The organism is Sphingomonas flavalba (genome assembly GCF_004796535.1).
Taxonomy (GTDB): domain Bacteria; phylum Pseudomonadota; class Alphaproteobacteria; order Sphingomonadales; family Sphingomonadaceae; genus Sphingomonas_L; species Sphingomonas_L flavalba.
Window position 1 is genome coordinate 13,204 of the sequence record NZ_SPHY01000010.1, and the last position, 20,372, is coordinate 33,575.

Annotated in this window: 19 protein-coding genes; 13 read left to right on the plus strand and 6 right to left on the minus strand. The window is 69.3% G+C overall.

The genetic code is table 11. From position 1 onward, the window contains the following. Positions 1-84 precede the first annotated feature (84 nt). The gene (locus E4A53_RS10445) at positions 85-1,890 is read left to right on the plus strand and encodes an ABCB family ABC transporter ATP-binding protein/permease (RefSeq protein WP_136163057.1); all 1,806 of its coding nucleotides are present in this window, start codon (positions 85-87) and stop codon (positions 1,888-1,890) included. A gap of 154 nt (positions 1,891-2,044) precedes the next feature. On the opposite strand, the gene E4A53_RS10450 is transcribed toward E4A53_RS10445, so the two are convergent. Both E4A53_RS10450 and E4A53_RS14660 read right to left on the minus strand, forming a co-directional pair. Then, positions 2,045-2,653 carry a GNAT family N-acetyltransferase gene (locus E4A53_RS10450; RefSeq protein ID WP_168694363.1) on the minus strand — a complete coding sequence of 203 codons (609 nt, stop codon included), beginning with the start codon at positions 2,651-2,653 and terminating at the stop codon, positions 2,045-2,047. Between the two features lie 11 nt (positions 2,654-2,664). Beyond that, the gene (locus E4A53_RS14660; RefSeq protein WP_168694364.1) at positions 2,665-2,892 is read right to left on the minus strand and encodes a hypothetical protein; all 228 of its coding nucleotides are present in this window, start codon (positions 2,890-2,892) and stop codon (positions 2,665-2,667) included. A 156-nt stretch (positions 2,893-3,048) separates the two neighbouring features. Here E4A53_RS14660 and recQ point away from each other — a divergent pair, with 156 nt between their 5' ends. Continuing rightward, on the plus strand, positions 3,049-4,824 hold the full coding sequence (gene recQ, locus E4A53_RS10455; protein WP_136163059.1) for a DNA helicase RecQ: 1,776 nt from the start codon (positions 3,049-3,051) through the stop codon (positions 4,822-4,824). A gap of 15 nt (positions 4,825-4,839) precedes the next feature. Here the strand turns inward: recQ and gdhA are convergent, their stop codons facing one another. Further along, positions 4,840-6,189, minus strand: a complete 1,350-nt coding sequence (gene gdhA / locus E4A53_RS10460; RefSeq protein WP_136163060.1) for an NADP-specific glutamate dehydrogenase — start codon at positions 6,187-6,189, stop codon at positions 4,840-4,842. Positions 6,190-6,450: 261 nt separating this feature from the next. Here gdhA and E4A53_RS10465 point away from each other — a divergent pair, with 261 nt between their 5' ends. Further along, complete coding sequence (locus E4A53_RS10465; RefSeq protein WP_206366304.1) at positions 6,451-6,876, plus strand: protein tyrosine phosphatase family protein; 426 nt, start codon at positions 6,451-6,453, stop codon at positions 6,874-6,876. A gap of 39 nt (positions 6,877-6,915) precedes the next feature. Here E4A53_RS10465 and E4A53_RS10470 read toward each other — a convergent pair whose 3' ends face one another. Together E4A53_RS10470 and E4A53_RS10475 are read right to left on the minus strand one after the other, a co-directional pair. Next, positions 6,916-7,392 carry a YybH family protein gene (locus E4A53_RS10470; protein WP_136163061.1) on the minus strand — a complete coding sequence of 159 codons (477 nt, stop codon included), beginning with the start codon at positions 7,390-7,392 and terminating at the stop codon, positions 6,916-6,918. 30 nt (positions 7,393-7,422) lie between these two features. Further along, complete coding sequence (locus E4A53_RS10475) at positions 7,423-8,832, minus strand: flavin monoamine oxidase family protein (RefSeq protein ID WP_136163062.1); 1,410 nt, start codon at positions 8,830-8,832, stop codon at positions 7,423-7,425. Positions 8,833-9,029: 197 nt separating this feature from the next. Here E4A53_RS10475 and E4A53_RS10480 point away from each other — a divergent pair, with 197 nt between their 5' ends. From E4A53_RS10480 to E4A53_RS10495, 4 genes are all read left to right on the plus strand, one after another. Then, positions 9,030-9,641, plus strand: a complete 612-nt coding sequence (locus tag E4A53_RS10480) for a TetR/AcrR family transcriptional regulator (RefSeq protein WP_136163063.1) — start codon at positions 9,030-9,032, stop codon at positions 9,639-9,641. A gap of 261 nt (positions 9,642-9,902) precedes the next feature. Further along, positions 9,903-10,391: a hypothetical protein gene (locus tag E4A53_RS10485; protein WP_136163064.1), complete on the plus strand. Its 489-nt coding sequence runs from the start codon at positions 9,903-9,905 to the stop codon at positions 10,389-10,391. 49 nt (positions 10,392-10,440) lie between these two features. Then, positions 10,441-11,271, plus strand: a complete 831-nt coding sequence (locus tag E4A53_RS10490; protein WP_239018268.1) for a sterol desaturase family protein — start codon at positions 10,441-10,443, stop codon at positions 11,269-11,271. A 33-nt stretch (positions 11,272-11,304) separates the two neighbouring features. Beyond that, positions 11,305-11,727: a hypothetical protein gene (locus E4A53_RS10495; RefSeq protein ID WP_136163066.1), complete on the plus strand. Its 423-nt coding sequence runs from the start codon at positions 11,305-11,307 to the stop codon at positions 11,725-11,727. Positions 11,728-11,745: 18 nt separating this feature from the next. Here E4A53_RS10495 and E4A53_RS10500 read toward each other — a convergent pair whose 3' ends face one another. Beyond that, a complete protein-coding gene (locus E4A53_RS10500; protein ID WP_136163067.1) occupies positions 11,746-12,915 on the minus strand; it encodes an acetyl-CoA C-acetyltransferase in 1,170 nt (389 codons plus the stop codon). 139 nt (positions 12,916-13,054) lie between these two features. Here E4A53_RS10500 and E4A53_RS10505 point away from each other — a divergent pair, with 139 nt between their 5' ends. The 6 genes from E4A53_RS10505 (at position 13,055) to E4A53_RS10530 (ending at position 20,315) form a co-directional block, all read left to right on the plus strand. Then, the gene (locus E4A53_RS10505; protein WP_136163068.1) at positions 13,055-13,714 is read left to right on the plus strand and encodes a DsbA family protein; all 660 of its coding nucleotides are present in this window, start codon (positions 13,055-13,057) and stop codon (positions 13,712-13,714) included. Positions 13,715-13,826: 112 nt separating this feature from the next. Continuing rightward, entirely contained in the window at positions 13,827-15,110 is a 1,284-nt protein-coding gene (locus E4A53_RS10510) for a thiamine pyrophosphate-dependent enzyme (RefSeq protein ID WP_136163069.1), read from the plus strand. A gap of 5 nt (positions 15,111-15,115) precedes the next feature. Then, positions 15,116-16,120: an alpha-ketoacid dehydrogenase subunit beta gene (locus E4A53_RS10515; RefSeq protein ID WP_136163138.1), complete on the plus strand. Its 1,005-nt coding sequence runs from the start codon at positions 15,116-15,118 to the stop codon at positions 16,118-16,120. A gap of 5 nt (positions 16,121-16,125) precedes the next feature. Next, a complete protein-coding gene (locus E4A53_RS10520; protein WP_136163070.1) occupies positions 16,126-17,394 on the plus strand; it encodes a dihydrolipoamide acetyltransferase family protein in 1,269 nt (422 codons plus the stop codon). 83 nt (positions 17,395-17,477) lie between these two features. Continuing rightward, complete coding sequence (locus E4A53_RS10525) at positions 17,478-17,714, plus strand: hypothetical protein (RefSeq protein ID WP_136163071.1); 237 nt, start codon at positions 17,478-17,480, stop codon at positions 17,712-17,714. 195 nt (positions 17,715-17,909) lie between these two features. Beyond that, positions 17,910-20,315, plus strand: a complete 2,406-nt coding sequence (locus E4A53_RS10530; protein WP_136163072.1) for a TonB-dependent receptor plug domain-containing protein — start codon at positions 17,910-17,912, stop codon at positions 20,313-20,315. The last annotated feature ends 57 nt before the right edge of the window (positions 20,316-20,372 follow it).

Genomic DNA, 20,372 nt, shown 5'->3' on the forward strand with positions numbered 1-20,372 from the left:
CACAGTCCAGGCGTGAAACCGGGACGGCATCGGCCCGCCGCCGCACCTTCCACCCCCGCCCCGCAGCCCCTAGATAGGCGGGCCATGCCGCCGCTTCCCCCAACCGACAGCACCGAACCCGCCGGCTGGGTGCCGTTCCGCCGCTTCCTGCCCTATCTGTGGCCGGCCGACGACACCGGCCTGCGCGTCCGCGTCGTCGCCGCGCTGCTGCTGGTGCTGGTCGCCAAGGCGACGACGCTGTCGATGCCCTTCGCCTACAAGGCGGCGATCGACCGGATGGCGCCGGGGCTGGAACCGGGGGTGGCGATCGCCGTCGCGCTGGTCGTCGCCTATGCCGGCGCCCGCTTCGCCGGGGTGCTGTTCGACAATCTGCGCAACGCCGTCTTCGAACGCGTCGGGCAGCAGGCGACGGCGCGGCTCGCCGCCCATGTCTTCCGCCACCTGCACGCCCTGTCGCTGCGCTTCCATCTCGAACGTCGCACCGGCGCCGTCACCAAGGTCATCGAGCGCGGCACCAAGAGCATCGACACCATGCTCTATTTCCTGCTGTTCAACATCGCGCCGACGCTGATCGAGCTGGTCGCGGTCTCGGTGATCTTCTGGGTCAAGTTCGGCCCCGGCATGGTCGCGGCGACGCTGGTGATGGTCGTCGCCTACATCGCCTTCACCCGCTTCGTCACCGATTGGCGGACGCGGCTGCGCGCCGAGATGAACGATCTCGACACCGGCGCCGTCGCCAGCGCCGTCGACTCGCTGCTCAATTACGAAACGGTAAAATATTTCAACGCCGAGGAGCGGGAGGCCGCCCGCTACGCCTGCGCCGTCCAGCGCTATGCCGACGCCGCGGTCAAGAACGAGACTTCGCTCGCCTGGCTGAATGTCGGCCAGTCGGCGATTACCAACCTGATGATGGCGGGCGCCATGGGCTATACCGTCTGGGGCTGGTCGACCGGCCGCTTCACCGTCGGCGACGTCGTGCTGGTCAATACCCTGCTCGCCCAGCTTTTCCGCCCGCTCGACCTGCTCGGCATGGTCTACCGCACCATCCGCCAGGGGCTGATCGACATGGCGGCGATGTTCGACCTGATCGATACGGCGGCGGAGGTGGTCGACGCCCCCGGCGCCCAGCCCCTCGCCGTCACCGCCGGCGCCGTCCGCTTCGACGACGTGCATTTCGGCTACGACTCCGAACGCCCGATCCTGAAGGGCGTCAGCTTCGCCATCCCGCCCGGCGGCACGCTGGCGGTGGTTGGCCCGTCCGGCGCCGGCAAGTCGACGCTCGCCCGCCTGCTCTACCGCTTCTACGATCCGATCGGCGGCCGCATCCTGATCGACGGGCAGGATATCAGCGCCGTCACCCAGGCATCGCTGCGCGCGGCGATCGGCATCGTCCCGCAGGATACGGTGCTGTTCAACGACACAATCGGCTACAATATCGGCTACGGCCGCGCCGGCGCCGATCAGGCGGCGATCGAAAACGCCGCCGCCGGCGCCGCGATCGCCGATTTCATCGCCAGCCTCCCCGACGGCTACGCCGCCCGCGTCGGCGAACGCGGGCTGAAGCTGTCGGGCGGGGAAAAGCAGCGCGTCGCCATCGCCCGCACCCTGCTCAAGAACCCGCCGCTGCTGATCCTCGACGAAGCGACCAGCGCGCTCGACAGCCGGACCGAGGCGGAAATTCAGGCGACGCTGAAGACGGTCGAGCGCGGCCGCACCACCATCGTCATCGCCCACCGCCTGTCGACCATCGCCGACGCGGACGAGATCATCGTGCTCGACGCCGGTCAGGTCGCCGAACGCGGCACCCACGCCGCCCTGCTGCGCCACAACGGCCTCTACGCCGAAATGTGGCAGCGCCAGCAAGCCGAATCCGAAACCGTCCCCGCCTAGGACCGCCCCCCGCCGTCATTGCGAGCCTCCGAAAGGGGGCGCGGCAATCCACCCCGCAACACACCGCCCCACCCCAGTGCTCCTGCGAAAGCAGGAGCCCACCCCCCACCCACCGTCCTCGCAAATCCCCGCAGCACCGCCCGGCGACACGCCTTCAGGCCAGCATTACCGGATCCTCCAGCGCCGCCAGCATCGCCGCCACCGGCCGCTCCGCCGCCGCCTGGGCATAGACTTCCGTGAAAATGCCCGTCAGCCACCCGGCCAGCTCAGCGCGGCCGATCGGCCGGTCGCGCCCGTTCAGGTGAGCCAGAAGCTCCATCGCCGGCGGTCGCGCAGCGTTCAGCGCCGGCATCCGATAGGCAAGCCCCGCAATCTCCACGCAGCCCAGCCGGCGGTAAAAGCGCTTGCGCCGCCGCGCCGGGTCGTCCTCCGTCGCCGCCCGGTCCGAATCGACCTCGATCAGCATCGGCCGTCCCTCCGCCGCCGCCAGCGCCGCCGCGAATAGCTGCCCACCCAGCCCGCCGCCGCGCGCGTCCGGGTGCGTCGCCATATATTCGAGCAGCGCGACGCGCGCCGCGACGTACAGGATGGCGAAGCCGATCAGCCGCCCATCCGCCGCGCGGGCGCCGATCACCCGCCGGTCGGCGCGCCGCGGATAGGCGAGGATCGCCGCCGACGGCTTGCGCTCGGCGGGCGGCAGCGCGTCTTCGTACAGCGCGATCAGCGCCGCGCCGTCCTCCCGCCGCAGCGGGCCGATCGTCACCGCCGTCCGGGTCAGCGCGGAAGCCGGTACGGACCGGCCGGCATGTCCTCCAGCAGCAGCAGCAAAGGCTCGCGGCTGCGCGGAAAGCGGGTGGTCAGCAAATGCAGCGCTTCGGCGATCTGCAATTGCCGGTCGGCCGGCGACAGCGCCGCGCGCGCCCGCCCTTCCCAGCGGGCGATGACGGCGCCCAGCCGTTCGGCCAGCTCGCGGGCCGGCGGATCGTGGTCGGAACAGTCCATGGCCGCACCTTCCGTTGCATATTGGCCCGGCCCGGCCGGGCGCTTCGCCCCGCTGTCATCTTCTCACGTCCGGCGCCGGTCCGCTACCACCCTTGCAACGGCGCGCCGCCGGCCTGCCCTCGACTTGGCGCACCCGTCGTCGCTATGGAGCCGGCCATGCCTGTCGACGCGCGCGCCATTCTCCAGCAGACTTTCGGCTTTTCGGACTTTCGCGGGGTGCAGGCGCGGGTGATCGACCGCGTCCTCGCCGGCCAGCGGACGCTGGCGGTGATGCCGACCGGCGCCGGCAAATCGCTATGCTACCAGCTGCCCGCCGTCGCCCTCCCCGGCACCTGCGTCGTCATCTCACCGCTGATCGCGCTGATGCATGACCAGCTTCGCGCCGCCACCGCCGTCGGCATCCGCGCCGCCGCGCTGACCTCGGCCGACGACAATCGGGCCGAAACCATCGCGCGTTTCCGCGCCGGCGAGCTGGACCTGCTCTACGCCGCGCCGGAACGCGCCTCGGGCGAATCGTTCCGCGCGCTGCTCCAGCAGGCGCCGGTCGCGCTGTTCGCGATCGACGAAGCGCATTGCGTCAGCGAATGGGGGCATGATTTCCGGCCCGACTACCGGCTGCTCCGCCCGCTGCTCGACGCGTTCCCGGCCGTCCCCCGCCTGGCGCTGACCGCGACGGCGGACGCCCACACCCGCGCCGACATCCTCGTCCAGCTCGGCCTGCCGGACGACGGGTTGATCGTCGCCGGCTTCGACCGGCCAAACATCCGTTATGCGATCAGCCCGCGGCAGGGCACGACCCAGCAGATCGCCGCCCTGCTCCGCGACCATCCCGGCCCCGGCATCGTCTATGCCCAGACGCGCAGCGGCACCGAGAAGCTTGCCGCCGCTCTCGCCGCAACCGGACGGCCGGTGCGCCCCTATCATGCCGGGCTTGACCCGACGGTCCGCGCCCGCAACCAGGCGGATTTCGTCGCCTCGGAAGACATGGTGATGGTCGCCACCGTCGCCTTCGGCATGGGCATCGACAAGCCGGACGTCCGCTTCGTCGCCCATGCCGGCCTGCCCAAGTCGATCGAGGCCTATTACCAGGAAACCGGCCGCGCCGGGCGTGACGGCGACCCCGCCGTCGCCCATCTGTTCTGGGGGGCGGAGGATTTCGCCCGCGCCCGCCAGCGCATAGCGGAGGTGGAGGCGGACCGGCAGGGCAGCGAGCGTGCCCGGCTCGACGCGCTCGGCGCGCTGGTCGAAACCGCCGGCTGCCGTCGCCGCATCCTGCTCCGCCATTTCGGCGAGGAACCGCCCGAGCGCTGCGGCAATTGCGACAACTGCCTCAACCCGCCCGCCGCGGTCGACGCGACCCAGGTCGCGCGCAAATTCCTGTCGGCGGTGTTCCGCACCGGCCAGATGTTCGGCACCGGCTATCTCCACGACCTGCTGGTCGGCAAGTCGAACGAACGCAGCCTGATGAACGGGCATGAGGGGCTGTCGGTGTTCGGCATCGTCGGCGACGACGAAGCGCCTTTGGTCCGCCCGGTCGCGCGTGCGCTGCTGCTCCGCGACGCGCTGCGCGCCAACCCGCATGGCGGGCTGGAATTCGGCCCCGAAGCCCGCGCGATCCTGAAGGGGGAGGCGGCCGTGTCACTGATCGTCCCGCCCAAGCGTGAGCGCAGCCGCCGGCGCGGCGCCGGGGCGGGCGGCGGCGCCAACCCGGTCGGCGATCCGCTGTTCGAGGCATTGCGCGCCTGCCGCCGCGCGCTGGCGGCGGAGGCGCAGGTGCCGCCCTACGTCATCTTCCACGACGCGACCCTGCGCGAAATGGCCGCCGCGCGCCCGACGACGCTCGACGCCCTCAGTGCCATCTCCGGCGTGGGCGAGCGCAAGCTCGACGCCTACGGCGCCGCCTTCCTCGCCGTCATCCGCGACCAGGGCTGACCCGCGCCGCGGCGCTCAGATCACGCCCAGCGCCTGCATCGCGTCGGCGACGCGGACGAAGCCGGCGATATTGGCGCCCAGCACGTAATTGCCCGGCGCGCCATATTCCTCGGCGGTGGTCGCGCAATTGTCGTGGATGTCGCGCATGATCTGGGCCAGCCGCGCCTCGGTCTGCTCGAAGCTCCAGCTGTCGCGCGACGCGTTCTGCTGCATTTCCAGCGCGGAGGTAGCGACGCCGCCGGCATTGGCCGCCTTGCCGGGGGCGAACAGCACGCCGGCTTCCTGGAACAGCTCGACCGCTTTCGGGGTCGACGGCATATTGGCGCCCTCGCCGACGACGATCACGCCGTTGCTGATCAGCTTGCGCGCGTCCTTGGCGGTCAGCTCGTTCTGGGTGGCGCAGGGCAGCGCGACGTCGCACGGCACGTTCCAGATCGTCCCGCCCTCGACATAGCGCGCCTTGTCCTTGCGCAACTCGGCATAGTCGGACAGGCGGCCGCGCCGCACCTCCTTCACTTCCTTCAGCAGCGCCAGGTCGATGCCGGCCTCGTCAAGCACATAGCCGTTGGAATCGGAACAGGCGACGACCTTGCCGCCGAACTGGCGGACCTTCTCGATCGCATAGGTCGCGACATTGCCGGAACCGGAAACGACAACGATGCGCCCGGCAAGCGCGGTGCCCTTCGTCCCCAGCATCTTCTCGACGAAATAGACCAGGCCGAACCCGGTCGCCTCGGTCCGCGCCCGCGACCCGCCATAGGTCAGGCCCTTGCCGGTCAGCACGCCGGCCTCATAGCGGTTGCTCAGCCGCTTGTACTGGCCGAACATATAGCCGATCTCGCGCCCGCCGACGCCGATATCGCCGGCCGGCACGTCGGTATATTCGCCCAGATGCCGGTGCAATTCGGTCATGAACGCCTGGCAGAACCGCATGATCTCGCCGTCGGATCGGCCGCGCGGGTTGAAATCGGACCCGCCCTTGCCGCCGCCGATCGGCATGCCGGTCAACGCGTTCTTGAAGATCTGCTCGAAGCCAAGGAACTTGATGATGCCAAGGTTGACCGACGGGTGAAAGCGGATGCCGCCCTTGTACGGGCCGAGCGCGGAATTGAACTGGACGCGAAAACCGCGGTTGATCTGCACCTGCCCCGAATCGTCGACCCACGGCACGCGAAAGATGATCTGCCGTTCCGGCTCGCAGATGCGCTCGATCAGCGCGTGCTTGGCATAATCGGGGTGTTTGGTAATGACATGGCCCAGGCTTTCCAGCACCTCGTGCACCGCCTGGTGGAACTCGGCCTCGCCCGCGTTACGGCGCAACACTTCATCAAGAACCGGCTGCAGATTTTCATCAATCTTGCCCAACAATGCCTCCCGACCGCTCGTTTCGGTCGCGCCTGTGGACCATTTATCCTCCCTCCCGCAAGCCGCCGGACGCGGCACCGCGCTGCCCCGGCGCCGCCGTTCGACAATTATTCTTTTTAATACAGGGAATTATTACGATCCTCTCGGGCGACAATATATATTGCAGCGCAATAAAATTGCGCGCGAGCGCGGGTGCCTCCCGGCCGCGCTTTCCCCGCCGCCGTCCTTTCGCTACAGCCGGCGCAGGCAGGGAGTATCGCGATGTTCAGGACGTTGGACGACGGGTTGCTGGTTGCGCCGCAGATCAGCGCCGACGCGGTCGCGGCGGCGGCGGCGCAGGGCGTGACCCTCATCATCAACAACCGCCCCGACGGGGAGGAGGCGGGCCAACCCTCCGGCGACGTGATCCGCGCGGCGGCGGAAGCGGCCGGCATCGGCTATGTCGCGATCCCGGTCGGCCATGCCGGCTTCTCCCACCCGCAGATCGCCGCGATGCAGGCCGCGCTCGCCGGGGCGGACGGGCCGGTGCTCGCCTATTGCCGGTCGGGCACCCGCTCGACCTTCCTCTGGGCGCTGGCGCGCGCGCAGGCCGGCGACCCGGTCGACGCGATCGCCGGCAAGGCGGCCGCCGCCGGCTATGACGTCGCGTCGATCGCGCCGATGCTTCAGGCGCTGGCCGCACGGTAAACTCATGGGCGCCCGGCGGCGGAAGCGCGGGGCGGGGCGTTACGGCTGCGGCACCATCGGCCCCAGCGCGAACATGTCCTGGGCAATCCGCCAGCTGCCGTCGACGCGCTTCCACACGAACAGGCTCTTCGTCTGGAAATCGGGCTGGCCGTCGGCAAGGGCGACGGTCCACGTCACCCAGGTCGACGCGACGTCGGGCGCAAGCTGCTCGGCGCGGTAGATGGCGATGCTGACCGCCCTGGTGCCTTCCATCAGGTGGGAAATCAGCGCCGTCATCGCAGCGCGCCCTTCGGCGGGGGCCGGGTTCTGCTCGCCGGTCGCCACCGCATCGTCGGTGTAGACGGCGGCAACCGCCGGCGCGTCCCACTTCGCCCAGGCGTTCTCGATCGCCGCGAGGCGCGGCTGCAGCGCGGCGGCGATCGGCGCGGGGTCGGGCGCCGCAAGGCCCGCGCTGCCCTGCAGGCCGCCGATCGCGACGGCGGAAACGAGAAACGGAAGCGTCAATATGCGTGCCATGGTCCTGCCTTTCCTGGTGTCGGCGCCGCCCTATCCGCGGCGCAATGCGTCATGGACGATCCGGGCGGTGGCGATGCCCGTCTCCAGCGCGCCGTCGATGAAGCCGCGCCAGTGCGCCGCGATGTCGCCGCCGGCGAAATGGACGACGCCTTCCGCGCGCCGCAGCGCCTCGAACGTGCCGTCGGTCAACTGGCCGGGGCGGTAGAAGGCCCAGGTGCCAAGCGCATAGGGGTCCGCCGTCCAGGAATAGCTGACCGAATCGACCACCTCGGCGCCCGGCAGCAGCCCGCGCAGCGCCGCCTGCAACGCGTCCCGGTCGCCGGTGTTCAGGCTGTCGCCGGCGCTGAACGCGCACAATATCGTGCCGTCGTCCCGCTCCTGCTCGGTGAAGGCCAGGGTGATCGGGCTCGGATACGGCGCGCAGGCCAGCCAGGCGCCAACCTTCTGGCGGATATGGACATAGGTCTTGCTGCCGGTGCCGGTGACGCCCGCGCGGGATGCGGCCAGCTTGCGCGGGTCGAGGCCCGGCTCGAAGCGGATGCCCTTCAGCAGGTTGACCGGCAGCGCGCAGATGACCGCGCCGGCCGAATAGGCGCCGCCGTCGACGCTGACCGTCGCCAGCCCCCGCGCCTGCCGCACCGCCCGAACCGGCGTGCCAGGCAGGAAGTGGAAGCTGCCGTCGGCGAAGATGGCATTGGCGAGCGCCCCGGTGCCGTCCGCAAACTTGAAATGGCCGGAGCAGTCGAACAGCCGGCGCAGGTTGAAGTCGCCGCGCGCCCACCAGTGGAGCTGCTCGGCAAAGGAGGCGCTGCCGGGGTCGCGATGCGCGTTGATCGTGAAATTGGGCGCGACCAGATCCTCGATCTCCGGCGCAAGGCCGATCTGCGCCAGCCGGTCGTTCAGCGTCATGCGGTCGAACGGCCGCACCTGGTCGACGGCATGGAGCGGTTCCGGCGAACGCGGGAAGACGCTGTGGGCCAGGTCGCCGTCGACATCGCAATAGCGCTGCATTCCGTCGCTCAGCAGCGCGAAACCCTCCTCGCCCGATTTCTCGATCAGCCGTCCCCGGCTGAGCCACGCCATCCGGTCGGGCGTCGCCCCCGGCGTCTCGCTGAGCGCCAGGCCGTAGCGGGTGATCTCCGTCCAGACATGCGCCTGCTCCCAGTGGATCCAGGTGCCGCCCAGCTCGATGCGGTGGCCCTGGAACGCGCTGGTCGCGGTGCGCCCGCCGATCCGGTCGCGCGCCTCGATCAGCAGCACCCGCATGCCGCGCAGCGAGCAGTCGCGCGCCGCCACCAGCCCGGCGAAGCCGCCGCCGATGACGATCACGTCATAGGACGCGGCGCCCGTCGGCGCCCGCGCACCATCGGGCGCCGCCCGCTCCGTCGCCGCCGCGCGCGCCGGCGCCGCTGCCGAGGCCGCGCCGACGAGGGCGGCCATCCCTTTCAGGATCGCGCGCCGTCCTGCATCCGCGCGCCGCCCGGGCACGTTGCCACCGTCCATCCCGCCGTCTCCCCTGATCATTTTTGGTCAATTGACCAAATCAGGTTTAAAGCCGCCGCTTGCGATGTCAATCGGCTGTTGCGAAAGGGGAGCGCGGGGACGCCGCACCGTGCATCGCGGCAGGAAGGGACGGAATGGCGGCCGAACGCGCGACGACGGGCAGAACGGGCAACGCGACCGCGCGCCGGATCGTCGAAGCCGCGCTGGAAACACTGAGCGTCGCCGGCATCCGCGATTTCACGATGCGCGGCATCGCCAAGCGCGCCGGCGTCCGCCTGTCCGGCGTTCAATATTACTTCCCGACGATGGAGGCCCTCGTCCTCGCGCTGATCGACCACGTCGTTCAGCGCTACCGCGACGCCTACGCCGCTGCGCTCACCGGCGAAACCGACGCCGCCGCGCGGTTGAAGGCGGTCATCGCCTTCAACCTCTCCGATATCGCGCGGGAAGACACCAGGCGGCTGTTCGTCAATCTCTGGCCGCTGCTCGAAACCCAGGCGGACTATTCGGGCAGCCTCACCCTGAAGCTCTACGCGCCGCAATTCGCGTTGCTGGGCGAGCGGATACTGGATCTCCGGCCGGGCATCGGCGCCGACGAGGCGCGGCGCCGGGCCGAACTGATATCCGCCGTCATCGAGGGGCTGTTCGTCACCCTGCCGCCCACCGCCGAAAGCAGCGGCGACATCGCCCATCTTCAGGATCGCGTGATCGCCCTTTGCCTCGCCATAGCGACGGGGGATGCCTGACGCGCTTTGCTCCGCCGCCGCCCTTTCGCTAAAGCCTGTCCGCTTTAGGCGGCACCAGCCCGCTCCCCCACCCGGCCTCCCAACGGCAGTATTCTGAAATGGGAGGCCGGGTGGGGGAGCAGGCGGAAGCGCCCAAGGTTCCGGCGATGCATGGCATCGTTGGAATGGCGCTGGAGGGTGGTGCCGATTCCGCTTGAAGCGGGCAGCCTCCAAAGCGCGGCGGGCAGGGAGGATCGCGATGGGCGGGATACCGGATGATCGATGGCCGGCAGCGCGGCGGAGCGGCGCGACATGCGCCGCGCCCGGCGGCACCGGCGTCTCGTCGGCGCGGGCGGCGCAATGAATCCGTGGGTGCTCCTCGGCTCGCTGGCCGGGGTGCTCGGGCTTGCTGCCGTCGCCCGGCTGCTCGGCCTTGGCGGTGGTCGGATCGCGGACGCTGCGGAGGCGTGCCGGCTGGCGGAGGCGCATGTCAGCGGCTTCGTCGCCGGACAGGGCATCGCCTCGCTTGACGGCCAGGCCGCGTTGGTTCTCGCCGCCGCCGGCCCGCCGGTCGTCCTCAAGGTCCACGGTGCCCAACCAGCCGCTCGCAAGCTGCCTGAACATTTCCGCATAAATATCGTGAACAACACGATAATCATCGAGACCGGCGACCGCCCGTTCGGCGCCGTCATCCTCACCCTTGCCGATGCCGCCGCCGCGCGCGATACTGCTGACATTCTTGTCAGCAGCGGCGGAACACCCTGTGTTTGACCCGATAACCCATGCGGTACCCTTCTTCATCGCGCTGGTGCTCGCCGAAATGCTGGTCGCCCGCCTGCGCGACCGCCGCCGCTACTGCCCGCGCGACACGCTGACCTCGCTGATGCTCGGCTTCGGCAGCACCGTCGCCGGTGCCCTCTCCGCCGGCGCGGTGTTCTGGCTGGCGATGCAGGTCTGGCAACTGGCGCCGGTCCACATCCCCTATACCTGGTGGGCCTGGGCGCTGTGCTTCGTCCTCGACGATCTCGCCTATTACGCCTTTCATCGCTCGGCCCATCGTGTCCGCTGGTTCTGGGCCAGCCACGTCATCCACCATTCCAGTCAGCACTATAATCTGTCGACGGCGCTGCGGCAGACCTGGACCGGCTTCTTTTCCGCCGCCTTCGTCTTCCGCCTGCCGTTGTTCCTGCTCGGCTTCCCGCCGGCGATGGTGTTCGTCTGCGGCGGCATCAACCTGATCTACCAGTTCTGGATCCACACCGAGGTGATCGACCGGATGCCCCGCTGGTTCGAAGCGGTGATGAACACCCCCTCCCACCACCGCGTCCACCACGCCACCAACCCGCGCTACCTCGACCGCAACTATGCCGGCGTGTTCATCGTCTGGGACAAACTGTTCGGCAGCTTCGTCGCCGAGCGGCCCGACGACCGCCCGCGCTACGGCATCGTCAGGAACCTGGGCAGCTTCAACATCCTGTGGGCGGCGTTCCACGAATGGGTCGGCATCGCCCGCGACATCGTCTCGGCGCGCGGCTGGCGCAGCCACCTCGGCTATCTGTTCGGCCCGCCCGGCTGGACTCCGGACGGCAGTCGCGACACGTCGGACAGCATCCGCGCGCGCTGGCTGGCGCAAGGCGGCGGGGTATCGTAGCAACGCAGGCTCGGCTTTCGGGGAGGCTCAGCGATGACGACGATACCGCCCATTTTCTTCCGGCACCTGCGGCTGCTCGGCAGCCTCTCGATCCTGCTCAGCCTCGTCACCTGGGGCGTCGACCTCGCCGATCTCGTCTACCACTGCCCCTATTGCCGGGTGCAGCGCAGCGTCATCGGCCTGCTCGGCATCCTGATGCTGCTGCCCAACCCACATCACTGGCTGGCGCGCTACTGGGCGGCGGTGTTCGGCGTGCTCGGCCTGGTCGTCGCCGCCACCCAGCATTTCAACGGCTGGAAAAAGGTATTCGCCGGCACGTTCGAACTGGGTGCCAACTGGTACGTCAATTCCTTCATCCTGTCCGGCTTCGCGATCCTGATCATCGTCGGCCAGCTGAAGCTGATCCACGAAGGCCCGCAGGCGGAAGCGGCACCGGCCGAACCGGCATTTGCCTGACGCGACGACCGGCGGGCGCTACAGCCGTTCGACGATCGTCACGTTGGCGATGCCGCCGCCCTCGCACATCGTCTGCAGGCCCCAGCGCTTGCCGCGCTGCTTCAGCGCGTTGAGCAGCGTCGCCATCAGCTTGACGCCGGTCGCGCCGAGCGGATGGCCGAGTGCAATCGCGCCGCCGTTGACGTTCATCCGCGCCGGATCGGCGCCGATATGGCGCAACCAGGCGAGCGGCACCGGCGCGAACGCCTCGTTGACCTCATACAGATCGATATCGTCGATCGTCATGCCCGCGCGCTTCAGCGCTCGGTCGGTGGCGTAGAGCGGTTCCTCCAGCATCACCACCGGGTCGCCGCCGGTGACGGTCAGTTGGTGGATGCGGCCGATCGGGGTCAGGCCATGCGCCTTCAATGCCGCCTCGGACACGATCAGTGCCGCCGACGCGCCATCGCACATCTGGCTGGCGTTGGCGGCGGAGATCACCCCGCCTTCGCCGAGCAATTTGACCGATCCGATCCCCTCCAGCGTCGCGTCGGCGCGGATGCCCTCGTCGGTCTGGTGCAGCACGGTGCCGTCATCGGTCTCGACCGGGATCGGCACGATCTCGTCGGCAAAGGCGCCGGCCGCCGTCGCGGCGGCGGCCCGCCGGTGGCTTTCCAATGCGAAGGCGTCGAGCATTCCGCGGTCGAAACCGAACTTGCGGGCGATCATCTCGGCGCCGGTGAACTGGCTGAACGCGATGCCGGGGTAACGCGCTTCCTGGCGCGGGCTCTTCGGCTCGCCCAGCCCGGCCTTGGCAAACAGCGCCACCGGCGAGCCCATCGGCACCCGAGTCATCGACTCGACGCCGGCGGCGACGACCATGTCCTGGGTTCCGCTCATCACCGCCTGCGCGGCGAACTGGATCGCCTGCTGCGAACTGCCGCACTGCCGGTCGATCGTCACCGCCGGCACGCTTTCCGGCAATTTCGACGCCAACACCGCGCCACGCCCGACGTGGAAGCCCTGTTCGCCGGCCTGGCTGACGCAGCCCATGATGACATCCTCGATCGCGGCGGGGTCGATGCCGGTGCGATCGACCAGCGCGTCCAGCGTCGCCCCCGCCAGGTCGGCCGGGTGCCAACCGGCCAGCCGCCCGCCGCGCCGCCCGCCGGCCGTCCGCACCGCATCGACGATATAGGCCGTCGCCATGTCCTTCTCCTTACGTAAAGGGTAATTCACCCTTCTCCCTTGTCGCAACCGGCGCGCCGGCACAAGGGGAAGGGCGACGGGCGGAGGACGGACGTGGCTGCATCGGAAACCGGGGCAAGTACAGGGCGGCGCGGCTGACATGGCGCTGCCGAAGCTCGATCGCCGCGACCTGCTGCTGCTCGGCGGCGCGGTCGGCGTCGGCACGCTGGTCTCCTTCGCGCTGCGCCGGGGGCGCGACCTCGGCATCGACGTCGGCGACAACGCGATCGCCCAATCGGTGCTCCACGATACCGATTCGCCCCGCCTGCGCGCGGCGAACGCCGACCTAATCGCCGTCGTCTTCACCGATTACCTATGCCCGGTGTGCAAGGTCTCGGCCCCGGCGCTGGCGCGCGCGATCGCCGACGACGGCCGTGTCACCCTCATCTATCGCGACTGGCCGGTGTTCGGCGAACCGGCCGTCGCCGCCGCCCGCACTGCCCTCGCCGCCGCGCCGCAGGGCATCTATCCGGCGCTGCACGCCCGGCTGATGGCCGAACGCCGCCGGCTCGATCCACCCGTCCTGCGCCAGGCGGTCGAGGCGGTCGGCGGCGACTGGCCGTGGCTGCTCTCGGTGCTCGAATCGGGCGGGCGGGTCATCGACCAGCGGCTGGCGCGCAACGCCGCCGACGCGCGCGGCCTTGGCCTTGCCGGCACCCCGTCGATGCTGATCGGCCCGCTGCTGGTGCAGGGCGCGCTCGACGAACCCACGCTGAAACGCGCGTTTGCCGAGGGCCGGCGGCTCCAGATAAATCGTTGATCGCGGGGCGCCTCTCCCCTCTCGCGCGCTGCGTTGAAATATTATAACAAGGGCGCACAACGATGCGTCCGCCGGAGTCGGCCGAGCGGACCCGCCTGTATCGGGAGCAAGGATGCCTGTCGATCGTCCCAACGCCAACCTCAGGCCGCTCAGCCTGCACGTGCCGGAACCGAAATTCCGGCCCGGCGATACGGTTGATTTCAGCGACCTCGCGGTGCCGCCTGCCGGTGCCGCGCCGCGCCCCGCTTCCGATGCGGCGCCGGATTCGTTCCGCGACCTTGCCTATGGCCTCGTCCGGGTGCTCGGCGAAGACAACCGCGCCGTCGGCGCCTGGGATCCGAAGCTGTCGCCGGACCGGCTGCGCGCGATGCTGCGCGCGATGGCGCTGACCCGGGCGTTCGACGAGCGCATGTACCGCGCCCAGCGCCAGGGCAAGACCAGCTTCTACATGAAGTCGACCGGCGAGGAGGCGGTCGCCGTCGCCGCCGCCTTCGCGCTGTTGCCGGACGACATGTGCTTCCCCAGCTATCGCCAGCAGGGCCTGCTGATCGCCCGCGACTGGTCGCTGGTCGACATGATGAACCAGATCTATTCCAACCGGGCGGACCGGCTGCACGGCAAGCAGCTCCCGATCATGTATTCGGTCCGCGAAAAGAGCTTCTTCTCGATCTCCGGCAACCTCGCCACCCAGTATCCGCAGGCGGTCGGCTGGGCGATGGCCAGCGCCGCCAGGGGCGATACCCGCATCGCCGCCACCTGGTGCGGAGAGGGGTCGACGGCGGAGGGCGATTTCCACTCCGCCTGCACCTTCGCCAGCGTCTACCGCGCACCGGTGATCCTGAACGTGGTCAACAACCAGTGGGCGATCAGCAGCTTCTCCGGCTTCGCCGGGGCGGAGGCGACGACCTTCGCCGCCCGCGCCGTCGGCTACGGCATCGCCGGGCTGCGCATCGACGGCAATGACGCGCTCGCCGTCTACGCCGCAACCGAATGGGCGGCGGAACGCGCCCGCACCAACCAGGGCCCGACGCTGATCGAGCATTTCACCTACCGGGCGGAAGGCCATTCGACCTCCGACGATCCGTCGCAATACCGCTCCGCGCACGAGGCGGCGGAATGGCCGCTCGGCGACCCGATCAAGCGACTGAAGGACCACCTGATCGCGCTCGGCGAATGGGACGAGGAGCGCCAGGCGGCGATGGACCTGGAGTTGGCCGAAACAGTCAAGGCGGCAGCGCGGGAGGCGGAGAAGAACGGCGTGCTCGGTCACGGCCTCCACCAGCCGCTGGAAACGATGTTCGAGGAAGTGTTCGAGGATATGCCCTGGCACCTCGCCGAGCAGCGGCAGGAGATGCTCGACGAGGCGAAGGCCGCCGGGCTGGAGATCGGCCGATGACCCGGATGAACATGATCCAGGCGATCAACTCGGCGATGGAGGTGATGATGGCGCGCGACCCCGCCGTCGTCGTCCTCGGCGAGGATGTCGGCTATTTCGGCGGCGTGTTCCGCGCCACCGCCGGCCTGCAGAAGAAATTCGGCAAGACCCGGGTATTCGATACGCCGATCACCGAATGCGGCATCATCGGCGTCGCCATCGGCATGGGCGCCTATGGCCTGCGCCCGGTGCCGGAAATCCAGTTCGCCGACTATATCTACCCCGCGCTCGACCAGTTGGCGTCGGAAGCGGCGCGGCTGCGCTACCGCTCGGCAGGCGAGTTCACCGCGCCGATCACCATCCGCTCGCCGTTCGGCGGCGGCATCTTCGGCGGCCAGACGCACAGCCAGTCGCCGGAGGGCATCTTCACCCACGTCTCGGGCATCAAGACGGTGATCCCGTCCAACCCCTATGACGCGAAGGGCCTGCTGATCGCCGCGATCGAGGACAACGACCCGACCCTCTTCTTCGAACCGAAGCGGATCTACAACGGCCCGTTCGACGGCCATTACGACCACCCTGTCCAACCCTGGGCAAAGCATGACGGCAGCGAGGTGCCGGAGGAGTATTACCGCATCCCGCTCGGCACCGCGAAGGTCGTCCGCGCCGGCGAGGCAGTGACCATCCTCGCCTATGGCACGATGATCCATGTCGTCTCCGGCGTCGTCGCTGCCAGCGGTGTCGATGCGGAGATCATCGACCTGCGCACCCTGATCCCGCTCGACATCGACACAATCACCGCCTCGGTCGAAAAGACCGGCCGCTGCATGATCGTCCATGAGGCGACGCGGACCAGCGGCTTCGGCGCCGAATTGGCGGCGCAGGTGCAGGAACGCTGCTTCCACTCCCTGGAGGCGCCGATCGAGCGCGTCACCGGCTACGACACGCCTTACCCCCACAGCCTCGAATGGGCCTATTTCCCCGGCCCGGTCCGCATCGGCGAGGCGCTGAAGAAAATCCTGAAGGACTGATCGCGATGGCCCGTTTCACCTTCCGCCTGCCGGACATCGGCGAAGGCATTGCCGAGGCGGAGATTGTCGCCTGGCACGTCAAGCCGGGCGACCGGATCGAGGAAGACGGCAAGCTCGCCGACATGATGACCGACAAGGCGACGGTCGAAATGGAATCGCCGGTCGCCGGCACCGTCGTCGAAGTCGCCGGCGCCGTCGGCGATATCGTCGCGATCGGCTCGGCGCTGGCGGTGATCGAGGTCGAAGGCGCGGTCGACGAACCGCCCGCCGACGCCCCGGAGGAAAAGCGCATCGCCGCCGAAACCCCCGGCGCCGAAGCAGCCGCCCCACCCGCCACCCCCAGTGCTCCTGCGAAAGCAGGAGCCCAGGAGTCACCCTCCCCAACCCCGGCCCCCGCCTCGGCGCCCACGCCCGCCGCCCGCATCCTCGCCTCCCCGGCCGTCCGCGCCCGCGCGCAGACTCTCGGCATCGACCTGGCGCAGGTGAAGGCGGCGGCGGACGGCCGCGTCCGCCATGCCGACCTCGACGCCTATCTGACCTACAACGGCGCGCAGGGCTTCCGCCCCGCCGGCGCCGCCCGCCCCGACGAACAGGTCAAGGTCATCGGCATGCGCCGCCGCATCGCGGAAAACATGGCCGCGGCGAAGCGCCACATCCCGCATTTCACCTATGTCGAGGAAATCGACGTCACCGCGCTGGAGGACATGCGGGCCGACCTGAACGCCAATCGCGGCGCCCGCCCCAAGCTGACCATGCTGCCGCTGCTGATCGTCGCGCTGTGCAAGGCGCTGCCCGCCTTCCCGATGATCAACGCCCGCTATGACGATGAGGCCGGGGTGGTCACCCGCCACGGAGCCGTCCATCTCGGCATGGCGACGCAGACCGATGCCGGGCTGATGGTCCCGGTGATCCGCGACGCGCAAGACCGTAATATCTGGCAACTGGCGGCGGAAATCGTCCGCCTCGCCGACGCCGCCCGCAGCGGCAAGGCGAAGGCGGAGGAACTGTCCGGCTCGACGCTGACCGTCACCTCGCTCGGCCCGCTCGGCGGCATCGCCACCACCCCGGTGATTAACCGCCCGGAAGTCGCGATCATCGGCCCCAACCGGGTGATCGAGCGGCCGGTGATCCGCGATGGAGAAATCGTTGCGGCGAAGCTGATGAACCTGTCGATCTCCTGCGACCACCGCGTCGTCGACGGCTGGGACGCGGCGAGCTTCGTCCAGGCGGTCCGCAAGCTGCTCGAAACGCCCGTCCTGCTGTTCGCCGACTGATCGGCCGAACGGCCCGGCGCATCGGCGATGCGGATCGGATCCGCCCCAGCTATGCTTCCGTCGGATCAGTACGGGATCGTGCCATGACGCGTCTGCTGTTGTTGCTTATCGTGCCGCTGGCGCTACCGGGCTGCGTCGCCCGGACGGCGGCCAATGTCGTCACCCTGCCGGTCCGCGCCGTCGGCCAGACCGCGGACTGGATGACGACCAGCCAGGACGAGGCGGACCGCAATCGCGGCCGCGAAATCCGCAAGCAGGAAAAGCGCGAGGCCAGGGAACGCCGCCGCGCCGAAAAGCAGGCCACGCGCCGCCCGCACTAGCACGCCCGGGGACCGCCGTCGCGAGCGACCGGACAGGCCTTGTGCAACTGCAGCAAAGCAAATCTTCCCATGATGTTAGGAAAGCCACGTCGCAATTGTCGACCCAGTGGATAGAAATGACTCGGTCAAAGCCGGACCGGCGCGCAGCCGCGCGCCCGCCAGACCGAGCAGTCCGCATCAGGGAGTAAGACGACCATGCCGATCCACCCGAAAATCCGTCTCGCCGCCTCGGCCGCGCTGGTTCTGGTGACGCCGGGCATCGCTCACGCGCAGCAGCCCGGCGGCCAGCCGGGCGCCAGCAGCGGCGATGACGTGATCGTCGTCACCGGCACCCGCGCCGCCGGTCGCACCCGGCTCGATTCCGTCTCGCCGGTGGACGTGCTGACCGCCAACACGCTGCGCCAGCAGGGCACGACCGAAGTGGCGGAGGCGCTGTCCAGTGTCACCCCGTCGATCGATTTCCCGCGCGCCGCCGTGGTCGACGGCACCGATTCCGTCCGCCCCGCCACGCTACGCGGCCTGTCGCCGGACCAGACGCTGGTGCTGATCAATAATGTCCGCGGCCATTCGTCGGCACTGGTCAACGTCAACGGATCGGTCGGGCGCGGCTCGTCCGCCGTCGACCTGAACACCATCCCCGGCGTCGCCCTCGACCGGATCGAGGTGCTGCGCGACGGCGCGTCGGCGCAATACGGGTCGGACGCGATCGCCGGCGTCATCAACCTGCGCCTGCGCGAGGCGCGGTCCGGCGGCGGGCTCAACGCCAGCATCGGTCAATACCGCACCACCGTCGACGCGGCGCGTGGATCGCGCAACGCGCATGACGGCGAAACCTTCACCATTTCCGGCTGGCAAGGGCTGGCGCTGGGCCAGGACGGCTTCCTGACGCTCTCCGCCGAATATCTGAACCGCAACCCGACCAGCCGTGGTGATCTGGACCCCCGCGCCACCCCAGCCAAGCTCCGCTCGCGCTTCGGCGATCCGGATGTCGAGCAGTACACGCTCTATGCCAATGCCGGCGTGCCGCTGGGCGACGACTGGCAGCTCTACGGCTGGGGCGGTTACCAGCATCGCGACAGCGTCAGCGCCGCCTTCCCGCGCGTGCCGAGCAACGCCAACAACGTCGCCTCCGTCTATCCGGACGGCTTCCTGCCGCTGATCGGCGTCAAGTCGAAGGACCTGACGCTGGCGGCCGGCGTGCGCGGCGACCTCGGCGCGTGGAATCTCGACCTGAACGTCAGTTACGGCCGCAACCGGCTGGATTTCAGCACGCTCAACTCGATCAACGCGACCTACGGCGCGGCTTCGCCGACCGTGTTCGACGACGGATCGCTGATCTACAACCAGTTCATCACCGGGCTGGACCTCAACCGCGAATATGGACTGGGCGAAGGCACGCTGACCGTCGCCGCCGGCGTCGAATATCGTCGAGAGGGCTATGAGATCGTCGCTGGCCAGCACGAGTCCTACGATCGCGGCCCGCTCGGCGGCAACACCGCCCTCGCCGGCGGCGCCCAGGGCTTCATCGGCTTCCAGCCGGCGAACGAGGTCGACGTTCACCGCGACAACCTGTCCGCCTATCTGGACATCGAGGCGAAGTTCAACGATCGGCTGACCGTCGCCGCCGCGGTCCGCGGCGAACGCTATTCCGACTTCGGCGAAACGGCGACGGCCAAGCTGTCCGGCCGTTACGATGCGACCGACTGGTTCGCGCTGCGCGGCGCGGTGTCCACCGGGTTCCGCGCGCCGTCGCTCCAGCAGAGCTTCTTCACCTCGACGGCGTCGGTCATTTCGAACGGCAACCTGCTGGAAACCGGCACCTACCCGGCGACCAGCCCGATCGCGGCGGCGCTTGGCGGGCAGGCGCTCGATCCTGAAAAGTCGACCAACTATTCGCTCGGCTTCGTCGTCCGTTCCGGCGGGTTCGAGCTGACCGTCGATGGCTATCACATCCGCATCCGCGACCAGCTCGCTCTGTCGGAGAATATCCAAACAAGCTTCAGCCAGGATGTCGCCGACATCCTCGCGCCGTTCGGCGTGCAGGCGGCGCGCTTCTTCATCAACGGCGTCACCACGCGGACCAAGGGCGTCGATGTCGTCGCGCGCTACCGCCAGCCGACGGTTGCCGCCGGCACGTTCGATTTCACCCTCGCCGCCAATGTCAGCGACATCGCGGTCAAGAAGGTGCCGACGACGACGTCGACACTGAACCCGGCGCCGACCCTGTTCAACCGCCAGCGCATCCTGACCATTGAGCAGGGCACGCCGCGCACCAAGGTCGTCGGCTCGGTCGACTGGTCGCTCGGCGATCTCGGGCTGACCGCGCGCACCACCTACTATGGCGACGTCAACCAGCCGGGCACCCTGGCCGACGGCAGCGCGGACCTGCACACCGGCAAGAAGGTGATCGCCGACCTGGAGGCGCGCTACACCATCGCCGACCGGGTGACGCTGGCGATCGGCGCGGACAACCTGTTCGACACCTATCCGCGCCAGGTGCCTGCGTCGCTCAACTCGACCGGCGTGACCGCCTTCCCCTTCTACTCGCCATTCGGCTTCAACGGCCGCTTCCTCTACGCGCGCGCAAGCGTGAACTGGTGAACCCACCACAGCGGTTGCCGGCGCGGCACCTGCACCGGCAACCGACCAGCCGGACGG